Source organism: Roseovarius mucosus DSM 17069 (assembly GCF_000768555.3).
Lineage (GTDB): Bacteria > Pseudomonadota > Alphaproteobacteria > Rhodobacterales > Rhodobacteraceae > Roseovarius > Roseovarius mucosus.
Genome location: NZ_KN293978.2, coordinates 191,766 through 212,135, shown reverse-complemented (window position 1 = coordinate 212,135; position 20,370 = coordinate 191,766). Strand labels below are relative to the sequence as shown.

The window sequence follows — 20,370 nt, the reverse complement described above, 5'->3', positions numbered from 1 at the left end:
TATCCTGCCGCCCCGGCAGCGTCAAGGGACCTCAACCGGCAAGCGCGCGCAACAACCGTTTGCGGGTGGGGGGAATGGCCCCGATTTCAACGCCGGTAAACACATGCAACGTGTTGAGATGCCTGTCGATCACCGCATGATCACTGACCCATCCCCCCATCAAAAGGTAGGTGCGCAGAAGTGGCGGCATATGCCGCATTGCCAGCTTCAGGTCGGGTTTGTGCCGCCGTAGCCGCTGCGCAAAGCGGAATACGGCCGGGGCCTTGACCCGCGGCCACCAACGACGCGGTGCGAGATGCCGCTCGCGCAGCATGGCAAAGGCATCAAGATAGGTCTCGGTCTCGGTGCCGTGAAAAGACGAGCAGCCAAACAGCATCTCGATTCCATTCTCATCGACAAACCGCGTCATCGCCGCCCAGGCCACCCGAAGAATATCGGGATCAAGCCGCCCCGGCGCGATGCAGAACCGGCCCATTTCGGCCATTTTGCCTTCGAATCCCGCAAGCGCCGATAAGTCATAGAATTGCGCCGAATAGCTCTGCGCAATCTCGGCCCCGCCATTCAGTACCAGCATCCGGAAACAACAGACCAGCGTGCCGCTGCCCGTCTCTTCGATCAGAACATGGGTGCAGATGTCATCGAACCTGTCGGTATCCAGCTCTTGACCGCCCCCCAAAAAGGCGCGCGCGCGCAACTGCTGCGCGGCGCGGCGATCCTCGGGCGTGCTGCCGATCCGTGCCTGATACCGCTGATTGCCAAGCCCTGCCATGCCGCGACCCCGTCTGCGCTGAGCGACCCTAGTCCCGGTCGCTCTAGCACGCAAGCCGTGACAGCGGCGTGACCGCCGTCACTCAAAGGCGGAGGCGGGATTGATATTGCCGATATTGCTCAGGAGTTGGCGAATAAAGCCGTTGCTGACCACAGACGTATCAGTCACGCGCCGCGCAATCGGGACAACCTGACCATCCTCCAGCCCGAATTCCTCGATATTGGCAATGGTGTCATCGTCATTGAAGGAAATCGCGAGAACGCGGCGTTCAATCACCTGCGGGCGAAACATGCCATATTCCCGCACCCGGCTGCGCACATAGTAATAATCACCATCCGCCAACACCCCCGATAGCGACGGCGGCCCAACCACATCGTCGACCGTGGCGCGGGTATCCACCCCCACCACGAGGTTTTGCAAATCCTCCTCGGGCGGAGCATAGCCGTGATTGCGGTAAGTGGCAGAGCAGCCCGTAACGACAATCAGACAGCAAAGCGCCAAGGCGCTGATCACTCGGTTTCGGATCGCTGTCATCTCTGCCCTCTTGTATCGGCCGGTCGCGGCTTTTATCCCGCTTACAACAAGGTGATGCAATGGTTCAAGAAAGGAAGCGAGGGGAAAGATGTCACAACACCCGCAAAACACCCGAGCGATCCGCGTGGCCGACCTGTCGGCGCGGCGCCCCGTGAGCTTTGATCTCGCCCCAGACGCAGCCGAGATGGCGCGCATCACCGCTGACCTCGGGCTTCTTGGCCTGCGCAAGCTGCGCCTGCGCGGCAGCCTCACTGCCGAAGGGCGCGCAGACTGGCTCTTGCGCGCCGACCTTGGAGCCACGGTGATCCAACCCTGTGTCGTCACACTCGATCCGGTGCAGACCCGCATTGACGAACCGGTAATCCGGCGCTTTTCGCCTGATGCGGCGCTTGAGATACCCGAACCCGGTGTCGAGGTCGAAATCCCCGAGGATGACACGCTCGAACCGCTGGGCACGGAAATCGACCTATGGCGCGTCATGGTCGAGGCGCTCAGCCTGGCCCTGCCCCCCCTATCCGCGCAGTGACGGTGCCGAACTTGGCCAGCTGACCGTGGCCGAAGAGGGCGTAACCCCCATGCAGGACGAGGAAACCAAACCCTTTGCCGCCCTTTCCAGTCTGCGCGACAAGCTGGGCAAGCCCGACAAGGACTGATCGCCGCCCCCCAAGAATCGCTTGCCCCGGCATCAAATCTCTGTATTTTCCCGCTCTCACCGGAATTTGGGGTTGAACCGGCGGCTCGTAACATATTAAGAGCCGCGAACACCCGTGAAACAGGGCCAGATAGGCCCACAGGAATTGAGGTTGCGACATGGCCGTCCAACAGAACAAAGTATCGAAATCGCGCCGCAACAATCGCCGCGCCCATGACGCGCTGGTTGCAGGCAATCCGAACGAGTGCACCAACTGCGGCGAACTGAAGCGCCCGCACCATGTGTGCCCGGCATGCGGACACTATGCCGACCGTGAGGTCGTGGCATTGGTGGAAGAAATCGACCTGGAAGACGACGCGGCCTGAACCCGCAATAGGCGATTTGCTGCATGACCGCTCGCAGGGACCATTCCAAGGCGGGTGCAGGACGCACCATCATCTCGGTTGACGCCATGGGCGGGGATCAGGGGCCGGCAACGGTTGTTGCCGGCATTGCCCATTTTGCGTCCAAGAACCCGGATATCGGCTTTATCCTGCATGGCCCCCAAGACGAGCTGGAGCGCCTGATCGCCAAACGCCGTGGCCTCGCTGAACGCTGCGAGATTCGCCACGCGCCCGAAGTCGTCACCATGAACGACAAGCCATCACATGTGGTGCGCCACGGCCGCGAAACCTCGATGTGGTCCGCGCTCGAATCGGTGCGCATGGGCGAAGCCACCGTTTGCGTTTCCTGTGGCAATACCGGCGCGCTCATGCTGATGTCGGTGCTGCGCCTGCGCAAACTGCCGGGCATTTACCGCCCCGCCATCGCGGTGATGTGGCCCTCGCAAAACCCGCAAAAACATAACATCATGCTCGACGGAGGCGCAGATATCCGCGCCGATGCCAAGGACCTCATGCAATACGCCTTGATGGGCGCCTCTTACGCGCGCAACGGCTTTGGCCTCGCACGCCCGCGCATCGGCCTGCTTAATGTCGGCACCGAAGAGCACAAGGGCCGCGCCGAGTTGAAAGAGGCCTATGACCTCATTGCCGCCAATGCGCGTATTGCCGATTTCGAATTCGTAGGCTTTGTCGAAGGTCGCGACCTGCCCGGCACCAAATGCGATGTGATCGTCACCGACGGTTTTACCGGCAATGTGGCGCTCAAGACCGGCGAAGGTATTGCCAAGCTCATTGCGGACCTGCTGCGCGAGGCCTTTGCCTATTCGCTGCTGTCACGGCTGGCTTCGGTTCTGGCCTATACCTCGCTCGCGCGCCTGAAAAAGCGGATCGACCCGCGCCGCGCCAACGGCGGGGTGTTCCTCGGGCTGAACGGCACCGTGGTCAAATCCCATGGCGCGGCCGACGCGATGGGCGTTTCCTCGGCCATCAAACTGGCATTCGAACTGGCGCAATCGGGATTTTCCGAACGGCTGGCGGCACGGGTTGCCTCCGCCGCGCTGCTGGATCAGGATGCCCCTCCAGAGCCCCAACCAGAGGCCGAATCTGAATGACACTGCGCGCCGTCGTCCAAGGCATCGGACATTATCTGCCCGACCGTATCGTTCCCAACGCGGAATTCGAGAAAACGCTCGATACATCGGATGAATGGATTCGCACGCGCTCCGGTATCGAACGCCGCCATTTCGCCGCCGAGAATCAACCCACCTCGGACCTCGCCGTGCGCGCCGCCCGCGCAGCGCTCGAAAATGCAGGCCTCGGGCCTGATGACATCGACGGCATCGTCGTGGCCACCTCTACCCCGGACCTGACGTTTCCCTCGGTCGCGACCATGGTGCAAGGCGAACTGGGCATGACACGCGGCTTCGGATTTGACGTGCAGGCGGTCTGCGCGGGCTTCATCTATGCGCTCACCACCGCCAATGCACTGCTCCTCTCGGGTCAGGCGCGCCGCGTGCTGGTGATCGGTGCCGAAACCTTCAGCCGCATCATGGACTGGACAGACCGTTCGACCTGCGTGCTCTTTGGCGACGGCGCCGGCGCGCTTGTGCTCGGTCTGGAAGAGGGCACCGGTACGGCCCAGGATCGCGGCATCCTCTCTGCCGACCTCAATTCCGACGGGCGTTACCGCGACATGCTCTATGTCGATGGCGGTGTCTCGACCACCGGCGAGGCCGGAAAACTGCGCATGCAGGGCAACCCCTTGTTTCGCCAAGCAGTCGAAAAGCTCGCCTCCACCGCAGAAGCCGCGTTGGAAAAAATCGGCCTCAGCGGTGCCGATGTCGACTGGATCGTGCCGCATCAGGCCAATATCCGCATCATCCAAGGCACCGCCAAGAAACTGGGCCTCTCGATGGACCGCGTGATCGTCACGGTGCAGGATCATGGCAACACCTCTGCCGCCTCCATCCCGCTTGCCCTCTCGGTGGGCGTGGCCTCGGGCAAGATCAAGCGCGGTGATCTGCTCCTTGCCGAGGCAATCGGCGGGGGTCTCGCCTGGGGTGCAGTAGCCCTTCGGTGGTAAAACGTCGGAAAATGCGCGAAAACTCGCAGGTGAACGGCTGCCGCTAAGTGGTTGAGATTGACTCGGAAAATTCTTCGCCGCAAAGTAACCGAAAAAAAACGCGGGGATGTTATGACTGACAAGACATTGACACGGATGGATTTGAGCGAGGCCATCTTTCGCGAGGTGGGTTTATCTCGCAATGATGCGGCCCAACTGGTCGAGAGTGTTCTGGGCCATATGTCCGACGCCCTCGTGCGCGGCGAGCAGGTCAAGATTTCATCCTTCGGCACTTTCTCGGTGCGTGACAAGACGGCGCGCGTGGGCCGCAATCCCAAGACTGGCGAAGAAGTGCCGATCAACCCGCGCCGCGTTCTGACGTTCCGGCCCTCCCATCTCATGAAAGACCGCGTCGCCGACGGCACCAAAAGCTGAGGATATAGCCGCCCATGGGCAAAGCCGCCGACGCCTTTCGAACCATCAGCGAGGTCGCGGATTGGCTGGATGTTCCGGCGCATGTGCTGCGTTTCTGGGAGAGTAAATTCACTCAGGTCAAACCGGTCAAACGTGCAGGCGGGCGACGCTATTACCGCCCCGCCGACATGGCTCTTCTTGGGGGCATCAAGGTGCTGCTGCACGATCAGGGCATGACCATCAAGGGCGCGCAAAAATACCTGCGCGAGAATGGTATCCAGCAGGTCGCCGATATGTCGCCGCCCTTGGACGAAGAATCCCAAGGCGCCGAGAGCGGCATCGCACTCGATGTAGCCCCCAGCCCCGCAAAACCCGCCGAGGTCGTGACCTTTGCGCGCCCCGCCGAGCCTCAGGACACGGAAACCGACACGTCCGCCGAAGAGATCGACGCAGAGCCTCAAGGCAGCCTGTGGTCGCAGGACAGCACTAAGCCGGAAGCAACCGCACCGCTTCCCGAGCCGATGTCGGAAACAGCTCCAATAGATACGCCGGCCGATCCTGAAATCGAGCAAGACACGACGGGGCAAACCCCTGCTCCAGAACCCGAACCCGTGTTGGAACCGGAGCCCGCAACAGAGGCGACCGAATCCGCGCCCCCCACAGAGACCGCCTCGACCAAAGCAGACCCAAGCCCTGACGACACCGCGGCAGCCCCGTCCCCACCGCGTGACCTGCCCGCCGATCCGACGGACCATATCGACGCGGCACCGGGCCTGCTCACTGCCATAGGCGCCCTGCCCCGGCCCATATCACCGGAATGTGCCGCACGCCTTGCACCACTTGTCGCCAACCTCCGCGCTCATGTCGCCGCTCACACAAAAGACCGCTAAATCCCTGCCCGATTTCGGGATTTCCCTCTTGCCCCGGCGGTCAAAATCGCTATGAACACCCCATCGTCGGGCTATAGCGCAGCCTGGTAGCGCGTCCGTCTGGGGGACGGAAGGTCGCAGGTTCAAGTCCTGCTAGCCCGACCATAATTACCGACGATCCCGCCCGCCTCGGCCCCTCGGGCACCCTGACCAGATAGCGGGGCGCAACGAGAGGGGGCAGAGATGACCGGGGTTCTTTCCAGCCAGAAAATTCGGGCGATGATCGACGCGGGCACGCTTTCTGCGGCCCCCGCCATCCTGCCTGAACAGGTTCAACCCGCCAGCCTCGATTTGCGTTTGGGTCAGGTCGCCTACCGCGTGCGCGCCTCGTTTCTTACGGGCGCGAGGCGCACGGTCTCGGACCGCCTCGCGGAATTCGAGATGCACCGCATCGACCTCAACGCTGGGGCCGTTCTGGAAAAGGGCTGCGTCTATGTCGTGCCCTTGATGGAAACGCTCGCCCTGCCAATGGGCGTGCAGGCGGTGGCCAATGCCAAATCCTCGACCGGGCGGCTAGACCTGCTGACCCGCCTCATCACAGACGGCGGGGTCGAGTTCGACCGCGTGAGCCCCGGATATACCGGCCCGCTCTATGCCGAGATTTGCCCGCGCTCATTCTCCGTTCTGGTGCGCCCCGGCATGCGCCTCAACCAGATCCGCTTTCGCGCGGGTCAGGCCGTGCTTTCGGATGACGCCCTGCGCGCGCTCCATGTGCAAACACCGCTGGTGGATGGGGACGCGATGATCGACGACGGGCTTGGCTTTTCCGTCGATCTGCGCCCCGCCTCTGGCACGCTGGTCGGCTACCGCGCCAAACCCCATACCGGCGTCATCGACCTTGACCGCATAGGTCATTACGATCCCGCCGCCTATTGGGAAGAGGTGCATTCCGAGGCCGGCCAGATCATCCTCGATCCCGGTGCGTTCTACATCCTCGTCAGCCGCGAATCCGTGCATATCCCCCCCGAATGCGCCGCTGAAATGGCCCCCTATGTGGCCATGGTGGGCGAATTCCGGGTGCATTACGCGGGGTTTTTCGATCCCGGATTCGGCCATGCGGCGGCCGGCGGCACCGGCTCACGCGGCGTGCTGGAAGTGCGCTGTCACGAGGCACCTTTCGTCTTGGAACACGGCCAGATCGTCGGACGCTTGGTCTATGAACACATGGACCAAGTGCCCGATCACCTCTATGGTGCAGGCATCGCATCAAACTATCAGGGTCAGGGCCTGAAGCTCTCCAAGCATTTCAAGGCTTAAAAACGCCCCATCTTGCGGCCGATCTTCATCACCTGCCGCCCGCGTTGCACAGTCTTGCGCGCGGCCGCGTCATCGCCGCCGCTCATGCGCTTGCTCACCGCATCCATGCCGCTGCGCGTCACCCGTTGCAGGATCATACGCACCACCATGTTGATCAACTGATTGGCGTTCATAGCGCCTCTCCTCTTGCTGCCTCTTGCTCCCACATAACCCTGAAACATGCCGATTTCAGGGCGCTCTTAGTATTTTCTCTGATTCTCGCTTCTTTATGGTCAAAATACTCCTGCCAGAGGCTCCGACAGCACGGCAAATCGGCCCTCAATCCTCGAACAACTCGTTTTGGCCCGGCGCGCTCTCGTCCTCATTGTCCTCTCCCCCCATCTGCGGCATCGTGCCCGGCGGCGGGCGATTGTCCAAGAGACCCGCAGCCCGCAACTCCTTCAATCCCGGCAGGTCGCGGGCGCTCTCCAGCCCGAAATGATCCAGAAACTCTTGCGTGACCACGAATGTCACCGGCCGACCCGGCGTCATCTTGCGCCGCCCAAAGCGGATCCACTCCATCTCCAGCAATTGATCCACGGTGCCCCGGCTGACCGCGACACCGCGAATTTCCTCGATCTCTGCGCGCGTCACCGGCTGGTGATAGGCAATGATTGCCAGCGTCTCGATCGCCGCCCGGCTCAGCTTGCGGGTCTCCACCGTCTCGCGGCTCATCAGATACCCAAGGTCAGGTGCTGTGCGAATGGCCCAGGCATCGCCCACCTTGACCACCCTCACCCCACGCCCCTCATAGCGCTTGCGCAGATGCACGAGGGCCTCTGCGGGATCGCTGCCATGGGGCATCCGTTCGGCCATATCGCGCGTTGTCAAAGGCTCAGCGCTCGCAAAGAGCATCGCCTCGATCATCCGCTCCTGTTCGCCGATGGGCGGCGCTTGAAACAGGCTTTGTTCTTTTTCTTCTGATGCTTCTTCCATGCTCTTAATCCTTGCGCCGTAACTCGATCGGCGCGAAAATCTCGGCCTGCCGCAACTCTGCCCGCCCTTCCTTGACCAGCTCCAACGCCGCCGCAAAGGTCGAGGCCGTGGCCGAGCGCCGCCGCGCCGGATCGGCGGTGAACCCTTCCGGCAGATAGCTCAGAATATCGGTCCAGGTGCCCGCATACCCGATCAACCCGCGCATCCGCTCCAACGCCTGTTCCATCGTGAAAAGCGCATCCCGATCCATCACAAAGGGGCGGAATTCGTCGCGCGTCCTGATCCGGGCATAGCCTTGCATGAGATCGAGCAGCGTTGCCGTATAGGTCACACGCCGCAGCCGCGCCACATCCTCCGGCACACCGCGCGCAAAGAAATCGCGCCCCAGCCGGTCCCGCCCCATCAGCCGCGCCGCACAGTCGCGCATCGCCTGCAATCGCTCCAACTGAAACGCCAGATGCGCCGCCAGCTCCTCGCCCGATGGCCCCTCTTCGCTCGGGTCAGGCGGCAACAACAGGCGGGATTTGAGAAAGGCGAGCCACGCCGCCATCACCAGATAATCCGCCGCCAGTTCCAGCCGCAGCGCCTTGGCGCGTTCCACAAAGGCAAGATATTGCCGCGCCAGTTCCAGAACGGAAATCTTGCGCAGGTCCACTTTCTGCGTCCGGCTCAACGTCAAGAGAAGGTCGAGCGGTCCCTCGAACCCGTCCACATCGACAATCAGCGCCTCAGCGGCCAACCGCTCGGCAACATTGACCGGCGCCTCATCCCTGTCGAAATCGTCCTCAACCATGCGCACACCCGCCCATCAGCGCATCAAGCTGTGCCGAGAGGGCGGAAATGTCAATCTCTTGGGGGGTCTTGCGCCATGTCAGCGCCCGCTCCGCGCGGAGCTGCGCGGCATCGCTCATCTCGCCTGCGGCGTCGGCCACGGCCATCCGCTCTGCCAAGGTGCCGTTGCAATGCAGGATCACATCGCAACCCGCCGCAAGGGCCGCCCGCGACAGATCCGGCAAAGTGCCCTGCAGCGCCTTCATCGAAATATCATCGGTCATGATCAACCCGTCAAAGCCGATTTCGTCCCGGATCACCTGCATCATCGGTGCGGATAGCGTCGCGGGAGCGGCATCAATGGCGCTATAGACCAGATGCGCCGTCATCCCCAAAGGCAGATCGTTCAGCGCCTGAAACGGCGCAAAATCAGTATCTTGCAACTCGCTTCTCGGGGCTGTCACCACCGGCAGATCATGGTGGCTATCCGCCTCGGCGCGGCCATGTCCGGGGATATGCTTGACCACGGGCAATACGCCTCCGTCCAGCAAACCATTCGCCACCGCACGGCCCAAAGTCGCGACCGTATGGGCATCGGTGCCATAACAGCGGTTGTGCAGGAACGGATGCGTTTTGGGCCCCGCCACATCCACCAGCGGCGCGCAATTGCTGTCAATGCCTAGCGCGTGCAACTCTGCCGCAATCAGACGATAGCGCAGATACATGGCCTCAGCCGCGCGGCTACCCGCCGCCTCTGCTTGATCCAGCGGCGCGGGCCACTCTCGCCAGAGCGGAGCACGAAGCCGTTGCACGCGCCCCCCCTCCTGATCAATCGTGATCATCGCCTCGTGCCCTGCAGCCTCGCGCATCTCTGCCACCAGCGCGCGCACTTGATCGGGGCTGTCGATATTGCGCGCAAAGAGAATGAATCCAAACGGACGCGTATTGCGAAACAGCGCCTTTTCCTCTGCCGTCAGCCGCAGACCCTCCGCATCAAGGATCGTCGCCCCGAACCGCGTCACCGCGTGACCACCGGGATACATTCGGCCCGTTCCGCGACCAGCGCCGAACAGAACCGCCGCGCATCCCCCAGATCGGCGAAACCCATCGCTCTCAGCCGGTAAAACGTACGACCTCCGCTTTCGGCACGCTGGATAACCCGTTGTTTACCGTCAAGAAAGTCCCCGAACCTGCCCGCCAAACGGTCCCACTCCGCGCGCGCCACCTCAGCCGAGTCAAACGCCCCCAGTTGCGCCAACCGCGTGCCAAGCGGGATCGCGTCGGCATCCACCTCGTCCGAGGGTGCCGACCGCGCCGCCGCCACCGCAAGCGCCACCGCCTCAGGCACAGAGGTCAGCGCCGCCGGGCGCGCCCGCGGACGCACCGTCTGCACACCCGCGACTTGCTCAGCTTCCGGCACTTCAACGCCGTCCGCCCCCGTCACCTCTTCTTCCAGCGGGGCGATTGGCGCGGCCCCCGCTGCGATCTGATCGGCAAGGGCCAGTATGGATGCATTCTGCACCTCTTCGGGCGCGGCTTGTGGTGCAGGTTCCGCCATCTCTGCGCGCGGGGCCGCTTCTGCGGCCTCGGCCACCTGCGTCAACGGGGCCACATCCTCAAGCGACAACTCTAGTGGCGGTGGTGCGAGAACAACCCGATCCGCCGGGGCCGCCGCCGTGCCTTCTGCCGCCACGGCATTGACCGCCAGCCCCTGATTGGCCGCCGCATCGCCGCCGGGATCGGCGGGCGCCTCGCGCATCGGCCCTTCCGTTGCGCGCACCACCGGAACACCCGAGACATCGCGCATCACCATCTTGGTGCCCCACACCCCAACGCCCGCAATCAGCGCAAGCGACAGCGCCGCGCCGGTAAGATTGGTCAGCTTGACAAAGAACTTTGCCCGCTCAGGCCCCTGTTCGGGCCGCGCATAGTGCATATCTGCCATGTCCGCCTCTTGCTCTCCGGCGATACATGGTCGCCGGGGATGGTTTCTTCTGCCTCATCCCCGGCTTGGTGCGTTATCGCATCTCTTCCGCCGGAGTGACGCCAAGAATACCAAGACCTGCGGAAATGACAACGGTTACAGCACGCGCCAGGGCGATTTTCGCCTGTGATGTGGCCACATCGCCCTCTTGGATGAATCGCAACGACGCATCGTCATTGCCCCGGTTCCACAACGCATGCAGATCAGACGCCAGATCATAGAGGTAGAATGCCACGCGGTGCGGCTCATTGGTGCGCCCAGCAATCTCGACCAGACGCGGCCATTCGGCAATCTTGCGCGCCACGGCCAATTCCGCCTCGTGGGTCAACCCGGATAGATCGGCACCCGCCAGCGTGGCATCATCCACCGCAATTCCGGCCTCAGCCGCCTTGCGCAGCACCGAGTTCACCCGCGCATTGGCATATTGCACGTAGAACACCGGGTTATCCTTGGATTGCTCCAGCACCTTGTCGAAATCGAAATCCAGCGGCGCATCGTTCTTGCGGGTCAGCATGACGAAACGCGTCACATCGGGCCCCACCTGATCCACAACATCGCGCAGCGTCACAAAGGTGCCCGCGCGCTTCGACATCTTGAACGGCTCGCCGTTCTTGTAGAGCTTGACCAGTTGGCACAGCTTGATATCGACCGGCACCCGGCCATTCGACAGCGCGGATACGGCCGCCTTCATGCGCTTGACATAGCCGCCGTGATCCGCGCCGAAAACGTCGATCAAGAGGTCAAAGCCCCGGCTGATCTTGTCGTAATGATAGGCAATATCCGGCGCGAAATAGGTCCAGCCGCCGTCGGATTTCATGATCGGCCGGTCCACATCGTCACCATGTTCGGTGGATTTGAACAGCGTCTGCTCACGCGGCTCCCAATCCTCGGGCATCTTGCCCTTGGGCGGCTCCAGCACCCCGCGATAGATCAAGCCCTTGCCGCGCAGATCCTCGATTGCGGCCTCGATCAACCCCGTCCCATAGAGGGATTTTTCCGAATAGAACACATCCATCTCGACGCCGAGCGCCTTGAGGTCGTCGCGGATCAGCGCCATCATCCGATCCGTGGCAAAGTTGCGGATCGGTTCCAGCCAGACCGCCTCGGGCTCGTCCACATAGGCATCGCCTACTTGCGCCTTGAGCGCCTCACCCACCTCGATCAGGTAATCACCGGGATAGGTGCCATCGGCAAAGGCCACCGCCTGCCCATGTGCCTCAAGATACCGCAGATAGACCGACCGGGCGAGCACATCGACCTGCGCACCACCATCGTTGATGTAATATTCGCGCGTGACCTCATAGCCCACGTAATCCAGGAGCTGTGCCAGAGCATCACCAAAAACCGCGCCCCGTGTATGACCCACATGCAACGGCCCGGTAGGGTTGGCGCTGACATATTCGACATTCACCCGCTTGCCCGAACCAAGGGTTGAGCGGCCATACTCCGTGCCTTCGGTCAACGCCGCACGCGCCACCCGCTGCCAGACCGCCGGGGATAGCCGCAGGTTGAGAAACCCCGGCCCCGCCACCTCGGCGCTCTGCACGCGGGCATCCTCGGCCAGCCGCGCCGCCAATCCTTCAGCAATCTCGCGCGGCTTGAGACCGGCAGGCTTGGCCAGCACCATCGCCGCATTGGTTGCCATGTCGCCATGCGCCGCATCGCGCGGCGGCTCGACCGTGACACTCGTCATGTCCAGCCCCTCGGGCAACTGGTCCGCCGCCTGCATCGCGGCCAGCGTTTCCAGCACGAGGTCGCGCATATCGGTAAAAAGGTTCATGAAAGCTTTCCTTGCTGCATGAGCGTGGGGTTATCCAACGGCGCGCGGCGCGTCAATCACAAGCGGCGCAAACCGTCACGCTCGACGATCGCAACCCGCCGTCTTGGGCCGCGCCAAAGCCCAGAAACACCGCAGGTTCCAACAGCACCGCCGCCTTGCCCCCGCCCGCAGCCCGCATCAGGCGCAGCGTATGCACTTGGACAGCCCCGCCCATATCCTCTGCCAGATAACTGCCCAGATGATCCAGACCCAGCCGACAGGCCCGCTCCGCCGCCCCTGCCCCCGCGCAAGGCACCGCATTGACGATCAAGACCCGGCCCCGCGCCGCCGCCAATCCCGGTCTCAACGCCCGCGTCAGCGCCGAAACAGCCATGGTCACGGCCCCCAGCCGCCCCGCCATGCGCAGGGGTTGCAGATGGATCAGCGCGTCAATCGGCGTATCCCCCCAGAGATCCCCCAGCCGCGCACAAACCGCAGGTCGCATCACATCAAGCGCAAGCGTCTCGATCCGCCCCGGCACCAGCCGCGCCAGCGCCTGACAACGCCGATCCTCCCGGTCGATCACAATCACCTGCGCCCCGGCCTGCGCCAAACCCTGCGCCAGCACAACACCCGGCGCACAGCCCGCCGCAGCGATCAGCACCGTCTTGCCCGCAAGTTGAGACATGGAACCCGACATCACCGATACGCCCCAGATACCGCCTGTTGGTTAGCATCGGGTCGCGCCGCATACAACGCAGGCCGCGCGCCGCCCCGTATAAACTTTTAAGATAGAAGGGGTTAGACACCGTTAACGGCGAAATCCCGCGCACCTTTGCCCGTCAGGCGTGCATATTCCTGCAAGGCAAAGCGATCGGTCATCCCCGCGATGTAATCGCTCACCAGCCGCGCCAGCGCCGTCTCATCCGCCGCCTGCGCCACGTCGCGCCGCCATTCCTCGGGCAGATGCTCTGGCGCGTTCAGGTAATGGGGGAAAAGCGCGCTCACCACGCCATGCACCCGCGTCCGCATCTCGTTGACCGCTGGCGCGCGGTACATGCGCGCAAAGAGAAAAGCGCGGATTTGCTTCAAATCTGCCCAGAGCGCGTCCGAGAACCGGATCACCGGACGCCCGAGAAGCCGCACCTCCGCAACCGACATGGGCTCTGCCGCACCGATCAACTGGCGCGAGCAGGCGATCACATCCCCCACCATCACCCCGAACACCCGGCGCAGCGCCTCATGCCGGCGGCGTTTGCGGTCAAGTCCGGGATAGAGCCGGTCCACCTCTGCATAGCAATCGCCCACAATCGGCAAGCCTGCGATTTCGTCATCGTCAAACAGCCGCGCACGCAGCCCGTCATGCAGATCGTGGTTGTTATAGGCGATGTCATCCGACAGGGCGGCCACCTGCGCCTCCGCACTGGCATGGGTCAGCAGTTCCAGATCATGCCGCGCGTTGTAATCCGCGAGCGCATAGGGCAGTGGCCCCGTCACAGGGCCATTATGCTTGGCCAGCCCTTCCAGCGTCTCCCATGTCAGGTTGAGACCGTCGAACTCAGCATAATGCCGCTCCAGCGCGGTCACGATCCGCACCGCCTGCGCGTTGTGATCGAACCCGCCATAGGGTGCCATCAGCGCATCGAGCGTATCTTCGCCCGCATGGGCAAAGGGCGGATGGCCCAGATCATGCGCCAGCGCCACCGCCTCGGTCAGCTCGCCATTCAACCCGAGCGCGCCCGCAATCGTGCGCGCCACCTGCGCCACCTCGATCGAATGCGTCAGCCGCGTGCGAAAATAATCCCCCTCATGCGCCACGAAAACTTGGGTCTTGTGCTTGAGCCTGCGAAAGGCGCTGGAATGGATGATCCGATCCCGGTCCCGCTGAAAGGGCGAGCGAAAAATACTTTCCTCCTCCACAACAAGCCGCCCGCGCACCCGCGCGGGATCAGAGGCATAGGGGGCCGTCATCGCTGCTAATCCTTGTCGCCAGAGGTCAGGCCCCATATATTGCACCTGACAGCAAACGTGAACCAGTCAGGAGCATTCCGATGCAATTGCCGCCCAAGGTGACCCCCCGCGCCTTTGCCCGCCTCGCCGAAATCGGCGCGGGCGATCAGGGACAGGCCCTGCGCGTCGCCGTCGAAGGCGGCGGCTGCTCTGGATTTCAATATGAAATCAAACTCGACCAGCCTGCGCAAGACGACCTGATTCTCGAAGGCGAAGGGCAAAAGGTCGTGGTCGATGCGGTCTCCCTGCCCTTCCTCGCGGGGGCCACGATAGATTTCTCCGAGGAGTTGATCGGCGCGCGCTTCATCATCGACAATCCCAACGCCTCCTCCTCCTGCGGCTGCGGCACCTCGTTTTCGATGTGATCGCTTGTCACCCCCGCGCCCCTGCGCGATAGAGGGGCATAGGGACAATCGGGGGCCGCACCATGAAAATTGCCACGTTCAATATCAACGGTATCAAGGCCCGGATTGATGCGCTGCCCGCTTGGCTGGATGAGGCCGCCCCCGACGTGGCGCTCTTGCAAGAGATAAAATCCGTCGACGGAGGGTTCCCGCGCGAGATTTTCGAAGAGCGTGGCTATAACGTCGAAACTCACGGGCAAAAGGGCTTCAACGGCGTGGCGATCCTCTCGAAACGCCCACTCGAGGATGTGACACGCGGCCTGCCCGGTGATGACAGCGATGAACAGGCCCGCTGGATCGAGGCCACCGTGATGGGCGAACACCGCGCGCTGCGGCTCTGTGGTCTCTACCTGCCCAATGGCAACCCGGCACCGGGGCCAAAATACGACTACAAACTCGCCTGGATGGAGCGGCTTCACACCCGCGCCCGCGCCCTTCTCGCCACCGAGGAACCGGTGCTGCTGGGCGGCGATTACAACATCATCCCGCAGGACGAGGATGCCGCCCGCCCGGATGCCTGGCGCGCCGATGCGCTCGCCCGTCCCGAGAGCCGCGCCGCCTTTCGCCGCCTCCTCAACTTGGGCTTTACCGAGGCGTTCCGCGCGCGGGTGCAGGGGCCAGGGCATTACACCTTCTGGGATTATCAGGCGGGCGCGTGGAACAAGAATGACGGCATCCGCATCGACCATTTCCTGCTCAGCCCGCAGGCGGCGGACCTTATGACAGATTGCGGTATCGACAAGGATATTCGCGGCCGCGACAAACCCTCGGATCACGTCCCCCTCTGGGTTGAAATCGACGCCTGAGCGCACCATAAATCCGATCACCTCTGTGACCAGATCACAGACCGCATCCCCACAGCATGGGACAATGGGCGCATCAACCGGGCCAATGCGCCCCTCAATCCACAGGTGATCCCATGCTCAAGAAAAATGTCGGCTCCATCGACCGCGCCCTGCGCATCCTGCTCGGCCTTGCCCTGCTCGCAGGCTTCGTGCTCAACCGCGAGGGTGCCTATAGCTGGCTCTATCTGATCGGAATCGTTCCGCTTGTGACCGGCCTCATGTCCTCTTGCCCGCTCTATTCGATCCTCGGCCTCTCGACCTGCCCGCTCAAGAAATAACGGCAAGGTTTCGCCCACCGCGCACGCCCGGCCTTGGCATCGGGCGTGAGACCGCCCATGTCTGTCCTTCACATGAAAGGACAGGCCATGAAACACACGATGATCCTGTTGATCCTGGGAATGACCTTGGGCGGTGCCCCAGCCTATGCCGGTCACGGCCATTGCCCGCCGGGGCTGGCCAAGAAGCACAACGGCTGTCAGCCCCCCGGCCATGCGAAAAAGCAAGGCTACTATCGTATCGGCGACCGTATCGGCGACGATTACATCATCTTGCGCAATCCCGATCGTTACGGTCTGGACCGGAACGAGACCTACTACCGCGTCGGTGACCAGATTTACCGCGTCAACCGCGAAACCCGCGAGGTTCTCGACCTGATCGGGGCTGCGGCAGCCGTGTTGAACTAAGCTCTATCCGGTTACGCTCTAATCACGCCACCCTTGGCGCAGCAGCGCGGAATACTCTGCGCTGCTCAGTCCCGCCACAGGGCGGCGCGGCAGGGCGGCCCGCGCCTTCAACTCTGCAAGCGATGCCGTCCGCGCCCCCGGCAATACCCCCAGATCATAGAGGTATCCCGGCAACCGCCCCGACAGGATCACCCGCAGATCAAACACCACCCCCTCCGCGACCTGTCGCACCAGCCGATAGGGCATCGTCGTGCAATTGGTCCAGAGCGTGTGATACCAGCGCGGCTCCCGCGCCAAATCATTGCCATAGTCCAAAAACGCCAGAAACAGCGCCTTGCGCTGCGCCGCCCCCATCGCCACCGGATAGAGCGACACCGCCTCGCCCCGCGCGTCGGTGCGCAGATGCACGATGTCGCGCTCGTCGGCGGCGATCAAGACCAACTCATACCGCTTGAAGAATCCGCCAATGGCCGAAAACTCTTCGCCCACCTCCCTGCGGATTTCCCCGGAAAAGACAATGTGCCGCCCATCCGCAAAGCCGAAGCTGACCAGCGTATGCGCAATCTCCGGGCTGTCCCAGACCGACATGATCATATCGACGGACGTGATCTGCGCCGGGTCAACGGTCACATCATACCAAGTCTCGACCGCCTCGGTCGGGCTGGACCAGCGAAAATCCCGGATATTGCGCACAAACACCAGACCATCGCCCACGGGCTCTGCGGTGACACCGCGCGAAACCTCCGCCATCCAGTCCCGGTCTTGTCGCGGCGCAAGGCTAGCCCACCACAGCGCCCAAACCGCCAGCACCACGGCGGTCAGCCCCAAGGCCCGGGCCAGTTGCCCGCGCCAGAGCATCCGCAGACCGCCAAGAATGGCTACCGCCAGACCACCGTAAAGGACATACACCAGCGGCGCGCCAATCTGGAAATGCAGGCTCAGCCCGATCCAAATCCCAAGGACCAGCAACAGCGCGCCCCCGAAACCCTGCCCGCACAGCCTTAGAAACCGGCGCACACCCTATTCCGCCGCCACACGGCGCGCGGCCAATATCTCCTTGAGATAGCGGCCGGTATGGCTCCGCGGCTCTTCCGCCACCTCTTCGGGCGTGCCCACCGCCACGATCTCGCCACCGCCATCGCCACCCTCGGGGCCGATGTCGATGATATGGTCGGCCGTCTTGATCACATCGAGATTATGCTCGATCACAATGACCGAATTGCCCTGATCGACCAATTCATGCAGCACTTCCAAGAGCTTCTTCACATCCTCGAAATGCAACCCCGTAGTCGGCTCGTCGAGAATATAGAGCGTGCGGCCCGTGGACCGCTTGGCCAGTTCCTTCGACAGCTTCACCCGTTGCGCCTCGCCGCCCGAGAGGGTCGTCGCCTGCTGGCCGACCTTGATATATCCAAGGCCCACCCGCATCAGCGCGTCCATCTTTTCGCGGATGCTCGGCACCGCCTTGAAAAACTCCTGCGCCTCTTCCGCAGTCATATCAAGAACGTCTGCTATGCTCTTGCCTTTAAACCGTATTTCCAGCGTCTCGCGGTTATAGCGCGCGCCCTTGCAGGTCTCGCATTCCACATAGACATCCGGCAGGAAATGCATCTCGATCTTGATCAGCCCATCGCCCTGACAGGCCTCACAACGCCCGCCCTTGACGTTAAAGCTAAAGCGCCCGGGCTTGTAACCGCGCGCCTTGGCCTCGGGCAGACCGGCGAACCAATCGCGGATCGGCGTAAAAGCCCCGGTATAGGTCGCGGGATTAGAGCGCGGCGTGCGCCCGATAGGCCGCTGGTCAATGTCGATCACCTTGTCGAGATGTTCGAGCCCCTTGATCGTCTCACAGGGCGCGGGCGTCTGGCGCGCCCCATTCAGACGCATCGAGGCGGTCTTGAACAGCGTTTCAATCGTCAGCGTCGATTTCCCCCCGCCCGACACGCCGGACACACAGACAAACTGTCCCAGAGGGAACGTCGCCGTCACCTCCTTGAGGTTGTTGCCGGTTGCCTTGACCACGGTCAGCTTCTTCTTGTTGCCCTTGCGCCGCACCTCTGGCACCGCAATCTCACGCGCGCCCGACAGGTATTGCCCGGTCAGTGACGCCGGATCGGCGGCCACCGCCTCGGGCGTGCCGTGGCTCACGACGCGGCCGCCATGCACCCCGGCACCGGGACCGATGTCAAACACGTAATCGGCGGTGCGAATGGCCTCCTCATCATGCTCAACCACAATGACAGTATTGCCCTGATCCCGCAGATTGCGCAGCGTCTCCAAGAGGCGCCCATTGTCGCGCTGATGCAGGCCGATGGACGGCTCGTCGAGCACGTAGAGCACCCCTGTCAACCCGCTGCCGATCTGGCTGGCCAATCTGATCCGCTGGCTCTCGCCACCCGACAGCGTGCCCGCATTGCGGCTCAGCGTCAGGTAATCGAGGCCCACATTGTTCAGGAACCCCAACCGCTCGCGGATTTCCTTGAGGATGGCACGCGCGATCTCGTTCTTCTGCTTGCCCAGATGGTCCGGCACGGTGCCGCACCACTCCAGCGCCTCGCGGATCGACATCTGCACCACTTGGCCCACGTGCAGGCCCGCAATACGCACCGCCAGCGCCTCCGCCCGCAGACGATAGCCGCCGCAGGCCCCACAGGGCCGGTTGTTCTGGTAACGCTCGAATTCCTCGCGCACCCAGCTTGAATCGGTCTCGCGATAACGCCGTTCCATATTGGGAATGACGCCCTCGAACACCCGGCTCACCTGATAAACGCGCCCGCCCTCGTCATAGCGGAAATTGATCTCTTCCTCGCCGGACCCATGCAGGAATACCTGCTTCACATGCTCCGGCAGGTCTTTCCACGGGCTGTTGCGGTCGAATTCGTAATGCTTGGCGATGGAATTGATGGTCTGCGTGAAATAGGGGCTCTTACCCTTGCGCCAGGGTGCAATCGCCCCATCCGCCAGTTTCAGCGCCTCGTCCGGCACCACCAATCGCTCGTCAAAAAACAGCTCCGCCCCCAAGCCATCGCAATCCGGGCAGGCGCCAAAGGGCGCGTTGAACGAGAAAAGCCGCGGCTCGATCTCTGGGATGGTGAACCCGCTGACCGGACAGGCGAATTTCTCGGAAAAGGTGATCCGCTCCGGCTCGCCCTCCTTGGGCGCGGTTTCCAGCACCGCAATCCCATCCGCCAGATCGAGCGCCGTTCGAAAACTGTCCGCAAGCCGCGTCTGCAACCCGTCCTTCACCACCAGACGATCCACCACCACGTCAATGTCATGGCGGAATTTCTTGTCGAGCGTGGGCGGCTCGTCCAACTCGTAGAACTGCCCGTCCACCTTGACCCGCTGAAACCCGGATTTGCGCAGTTCCAGAAATTCCTTGCGATACTCGCCCTTGCGGTCGCGCACGATGGGCGCCAGCAGATAGGCGCGCGTGCCCTCCTCCATCGCCATGACGCGATCCACCATATCCTGCACCTGCTGCGCCTCGATGGGCAGGCCGGTGGCGGGCGAATAGGGCGTGCCGACACGGGCAAAGAGCAGCCGGAGGTAATCGTAGATCTCCGTCACCGTACCGACGGTCGAGCGGGGATTCTTGCTCGTCGTCTTTTGCTCGATGGAAATCGCCGGGCTCAGACCGCTGATATGATCCACATCCGGCTTTTCCATCATGTCGAGGAACTGCCGCGCATAGGCGCTGAGGGATTCGACATAACGCCGCTGCCCCTCGGCATAGATCGTATCAAAGGCGAGGCTCGATTTGCCAGAGCCAGACAGCCCGGTGATCACCACAAGCTGATCGCGCGGAATATCCACGTCGATGTTCTTGAGGTTATGCTCGCGCGCGCCGCGCACCTCGATATATTTCAGATCGGCCATTCTGACCCCCCGGACTCACCTCCCCCACACATAGGCGAGAGCGCCGCCGCTTCCAAGACA

22 protein-coding genes, 1 tRNA gene and 1 pseudogene are annotated in these 20,370 nt (G+C 62.8%); 12 read left to right on the top strand and 12 right to left on the bottom strand.

From position 1 onward, the window contains the following. Window positions 1-31: 31 nt before the first annotated feature. Window positions 32-769 carry a GNAT family N-acetyltransferase gene (locus tag ROSMUC_RS08050; RefSeq protein WP_037271513.1) on the bottom strand — a complete coding sequence of 246 codons (738 nt, stop codon included), beginning with the start codon at window positions 767-769 and terminating at the stop codon, window positions 32-34. Window positions 770-847: 78 nt separating this feature from the next. Next, a complete protein-coding gene (locus ROSMUC_RS08045) occupies window positions 848-1,303 on the bottom strand; it encodes an outer membrane protein assembly factor BamE (RefSeq protein ID WP_037271508.1) in 456 nt (151 codons plus the stop codon). An 88-nt stretch (window positions 1,304-1,391) separates the two neighbouring features. On the opposite strand from ROSMUC_RS08045, the pseudogene ROSMUC_RS08040 reads away from it, so the two are divergent. The 8 genes and pseudogenes from ROSMUC_RS08040 (at window position 1,392) to ROSMUC_RS08005 (ending at window position 7,000) form a co-directional block, all read left to right on the top strand. After that, window positions 1,392-1,956, top strand: a pseudogene (locus tag ROSMUC_RS08040) (YceD family protein). 157 nt (window positions 1,957-2,113) lie between these two features. After that, the gene (gene rpmF / locus ROSMUC_RS08035; RefSeq protein ID WP_037271506.1) at window positions 2,114-2,320 is read left to right on the top strand and encodes a 50S ribosomal protein L32; all 207 of its coding nucleotides are present in this window, start codon (window positions 2,114-2,116) and stop codon (window positions 2,318-2,320) included. 23 nt (window positions 2,321-2,343) lie between these two features. Next, window positions 2,344-3,450: a phosphate acyltransferase PlsX gene (gene plsX / locus ROSMUC_RS08030; protein ID WP_037271503.1), complete on the top strand. Its 1,107-nt coding sequence runs from the start codon at window positions 2,344-2,346 to the stop codon at window positions 3,448-3,450. After that, window positions 3,447-4,421, top strand: a complete 975-nt coding sequence (locus ROSMUC_RS08025; protein ID WP_037271500.1) for a beta-ketoacyl-ACP synthase III — start codon at window positions 3,447-3,449, stop codon at window positions 4,419-4,421. The genes plsX and ROSMUC_RS08025 overlap by 4 nt, the downstream gene beginning before the upstream one ends. 69 nt (window positions 4,422-4,490) lie before the next feature. Continuing rightward, the gene (ihfA, locus tag ROSMUC_RS08020; RefSeq protein WP_483880253.1) at window positions 4,491-4,835 is read left to right on the top strand and encodes an integration host factor subunit alpha; all 345 of its coding nucleotides are present in this window, start codon (window positions 4,491-4,493) and stop codon (window positions 4,833-4,835) included. Window positions 4,836-4,849: 14 nt separating this feature from the next. Beyond that, window positions 4,850-5,704, top strand: coding sequence for a MerR family transcriptional regulator (locus ROSMUC_RS08015; RefSeq protein ID WP_037271496.1), 855 nt, complete (start codon window positions 4,850-4,852; stop codon window positions 5,702-5,704). A gap of 67 nt (window positions 5,705-5,771) precedes the next feature. Continuing rightward, window positions 5,772-5,848: transfer RNA gene (locus ROSMUC_RS08010), tRNA-Pro, on the top strand. 78 nt (window positions 5,849-5,926) lie between these two features. Then, window positions 5,927-7,000 carry a 2'-deoxycytidine 5'-triphosphate deaminase gene (locus ROSMUC_RS08005; protein WP_037271494.1) on the top strand — a complete coding sequence of 358 codons (1,074 nt, stop codon included), beginning with the start codon at window positions 5,927-5,929 and terminating at the stop codon, window positions 6,998-7,000. On the opposite strand, the gene ROSMUC_RS21000 is transcribed toward ROSMUC_RS08005, so the two are convergent. From ROSMUC_RS21000 to ROSMUC_RS07965, 8 genes are all read right to left on the bottom strand, one after another. After that, window positions 6,997-7,173 (bottom strand): hypothetical protein, encoded by a 177-nt coding sequence (locus ROSMUC_RS21000; protein WP_170062557.1) that lies wholly within the window; start codon window positions 7,171-7,173, stop codon window positions 6,997-6,999. The genes ROSMUC_RS08005 and ROSMUC_RS21000 overlap by 4 nt on opposite strands. 145 nt (window positions 7,174-7,318) lie before the next feature. Then, on the bottom strand, window positions 7,319-7,975 hold the full coding sequence (gene scpB, locus ROSMUC_RS08000; RefSeq protein ID WP_037271492.1) for an SMC-Scp complex subunit ScpB: 657 nt from the start codon (window positions 7,973-7,975) through the stop codon (window positions 7,319-7,321). A 4-nt stretch (window positions 7,976-7,979) separates the two neighbouring features. Then, on the bottom strand, window positions 7,980-8,768 hold the full coding sequence (locus ROSMUC_RS07995) for a segregation and condensation protein A (RefSeq protein WP_037271490.1): 789 nt from the start codon (window positions 8,766-8,768) through the stop codon (window positions 7,980-7,982). Further along, window positions 8,761-9,789: a beta-N-acetylhexosaminidase gene (gene nagZ, locus ROSMUC_RS07990; RefSeq protein WP_037271489.1), complete on the bottom strand. Its 1,029-nt coding sequence runs from the start codon at window positions 9,787-9,789 to the stop codon at window positions 8,761-8,763. The genes ROSMUC_RS07995 and nagZ overlap by 8 nt, the downstream gene beginning before the upstream one ends. After that, window positions 9,765-10,691 carry an SPOR domain-containing protein gene (locus ROSMUC_RS07985; RefSeq protein WP_037271486.1) on the bottom strand — a complete coding sequence of 309 codons (927 nt, stop codon included), beginning with the start codon at window positions 10,689-10,691 and terminating at the stop codon, window positions 9,765-9,767. The genes nagZ and ROSMUC_RS07985 overlap by 25 nt, the downstream gene beginning before the upstream one ends. Window positions 10,692-10,764: 73 nt before the next feature. Further along, the gene (argS, locus tag ROSMUC_RS07980; RefSeq protein WP_037271481.1) at window positions 10,765-12,510 is read right to left on the bottom strand and encodes an arginine--tRNA ligase; all 1,746 of its coding nucleotides are present in this window, start codon (window positions 12,508-12,510) and stop codon (window positions 10,765-10,767) included. Between the two features lie 52 nt (window positions 12,511-12,562). Next, window positions 12,563-13,177 carry an SDR family oxidoreductase gene (locus ROSMUC_RS20995; protein ID WP_170062556.1) on the bottom strand — a complete coding sequence of 205 codons (615 nt, stop codon included), beginning with the start codon at window positions 13,175-13,177 and terminating at the stop codon, window positions 12,563-12,565. A 113-nt stretch (window positions 13,178-13,290) separates the two neighbouring features. After that, the gene (locus ROSMUC_RS07965; protein WP_037271475.1) at window positions 13,291-14,460 is read right to left on the bottom strand and encodes a deoxyguanosinetriphosphate triphosphohydrolase; all 1,170 of its coding nucleotides are present in this window, start codon (window positions 14,458-14,460) and stop codon (window positions 13,291-13,293) included. Between the two features lie 80 nt (window positions 14,461-14,540). On the opposite strand from ROSMUC_RS07965, the gene ROSMUC_RS07960 reads away from it, so the two are divergent. From ROSMUC_RS07960 to ROSMUC_RS07945, 4 genes are all read left to right on the top strand, one after another. Beyond that, window positions 14,541-14,864, top strand: coding sequence for a HesB/IscA family protein (locus ROSMUC_RS07960; RefSeq protein WP_037271472.1), 324 nt, complete (start codon window positions 14,541-14,543; stop codon window positions 14,862-14,864). A gap of 62 nt (window positions 14,865-14,926) precedes the next feature. Continuing rightward, window positions 14,927-15,709 carry an exodeoxyribonuclease III gene (gene xth / locus ROSMUC_RS07955; protein ID WP_037271469.1) on the top strand — a complete coding sequence of 261 codons (783 nt, stop codon included), beginning with the start codon at window positions 14,927-14,929 and terminating at the stop codon, window positions 15,707-15,709. Window positions 15,710-15,822: 113 nt separating this feature from the next. Continuing rightward, on the top strand, window positions 15,823-16,026 hold the full coding sequence (locus ROSMUC_RS07950) for a YgaP family membrane protein (RefSeq protein ID WP_037271467.1): 204 nt from the start codon (window positions 15,823-15,825) through the stop codon (window positions 16,024-16,026). Window positions 16,027-16,113: 87 nt separating this feature from the next. Further along, a complete protein-coding gene (locus tag ROSMUC_RS07945) occupies window positions 16,114-16,431 on the top strand; it encodes a hypothetical protein (protein ID WP_037271986.1) in 318 nt (105 codons plus the stop codon). Between the two features lie 18 nt (window positions 16,432-16,449). On the opposite strand, the gene ROSMUC_RS07940 is transcribed toward ROSMUC_RS07945, so the two are convergent. Beyond that, window positions 16,450-17,448 carry an Lnb N-terminal periplasmic domain-containing protein gene (locus ROSMUC_RS07940; protein ID WP_037271465.1) on the bottom strand — a complete coding sequence of 333 codons (999 nt, stop codon included), beginning with the start codon at window positions 17,446-17,448 and terminating at the stop codon, window positions 16,450-16,452. Between the two features lie 3 nt (window positions 17,449-17,451). Further along, window positions 17,452-20,310, bottom strand: coding sequence for an excinuclease ABC subunit UvrA (gene uvrA, locus ROSMUC_RS07935; RefSeq protein WP_037271462.1), 2,859 nt, complete (start codon window positions 20,308-20,310; stop codon window positions 17,452-17,454). Window positions 20,311-20,370: the final 60 nt, after the last annotated feature.

Coding starts and splice junctions, on each gene's coding strand:
- ROSMUC_RS20995 (WP_170062556.1), bottom strand. CDS start 13,177: ATGTCTCAACTTGCGGGCAAGACGGTGCTGATCGCTGCGGCGGGCTGT.
- ROSMUC_RS07995 (WP_037271490.1), bottom strand. CDS start 8,768: ATGGTTGAGGACGATTTCGACAGGGATGAGGCGCCGGTCAATGTTGCC.
- uvrA (WP_037271462.1), bottom strand. CDS start 20,310: ATGGCCGATCTGAAATATATCGAGGTGCGCGGCGCGCGCGAGCATAAC.
- ROSMUC_RS21000 (WP_170062557.1), bottom strand. CDS start 7,173: ATGAACGCCAATCAGTTGATCAACATGGTGGTGCGTATGATCCTGCAA.
- argS (WP_037271481.1), bottom strand. CDS start 12,510: ATGAACCTTTTTACCGATATGCGCGACCTCGTGCTGGAAACGCTGGCC.
- nagZ (WP_037271489.1), bottom strand. CDS start 9,789: ATGTATCCCGGTGGTCACGCGGTGACGCGGTTCGGGGCGACGATCCTT.
- ROSMUC_RS08005 (WP_037271494.1), top strand. CDS start 5,927: ATGACCGGGGTTCTTTCCAGCCAGAAAATTCGGGCGATGATCGACGCG.
- ROSMUC_RS08025 (WP_037271500.1), top strand. CDS start 3,447: ATGACACTGCGCGCCGTCGTCCAAGGCATCGGACATTATCTGCCCGAC.
- ROSMUC_RS07985 (WP_037271486.1), bottom strand. CDS start 10,691: ATGGCAGATATGCACTATGCGCGGCCCGAACAGGGGCCTGAGCGGGCA.
- ROSMUC_RS08015 (WP_037271496.1), top strand. CDS start 4,850: ATGGGCAAAGCCGCCGACGCCTTTCGAACCATCAGCGAGGTCGCGGAT.
- rpmF (WP_037271506.1), top strand. CDS start 2,114: ATGGCCGTCCAACAGAACAAAGTATCGAAATCGCGCCGCAACAATCGC.
- ROSMUC_RS07965 (WP_037271475.1), bottom strand. CDS start 14,460: ATGACGGCCCCCTATGCCTCTGATCCCGCGCGGGTGCGCGGGCGGCTT.
- ROSMUC_RS08050 (WP_037271513.1), bottom strand. CDS start 769: ATGGCAGGGCTTGGCAATCAGCGGTATCAGGCACGGATCGGCAGCACG.
- xth (WP_037271469.1), top strand. CDS start 14,927: ATGAAAATTGCCACGTTCAATATCAACGGTATCAAGGCCCGGATTGAT.
- ROSMUC_RS07950 (WP_037271467.1), top strand. CDS start 15,823: ATGCTCAAGAAAAATGTCGGCTCCATCGACCGCGCCCTGCGCATCCTG.
- ROSMUC_RS07945 (WP_037271986.1), top strand. CDS start 16,114: ATGAAACACACGATGATCCTGTTGATCCTGGGAATGACCTTGGGCGGT.
- scpB (WP_037271492.1), bottom strand. CDS start 7,975: ATGGAAGAAGCATCAGAAGAAAAAGAACAAAGCCTGTTTCAAGCGCCG.
- ROSMUC_RS08045 (WP_037271508.1), bottom strand. CDS start 1,303: ATGACAGCGATCCGAAACCGAGTGATCAGCGCCTTGGCGCTTTGCTGT.
- plsX (WP_037271503.1), top strand. CDS start 2,344: ATGACCGCTCGCAGGGACCATTCCAAGGCGGGTGCAGGACGCACCATC.
- ROSMUC_RS07960 (WP_037271472.1), top strand. CDS start 14,541: ATGCAATTGCCGCCCAAGGTGACCCCCCGCGCCTTTGCCCGCCTCGCC.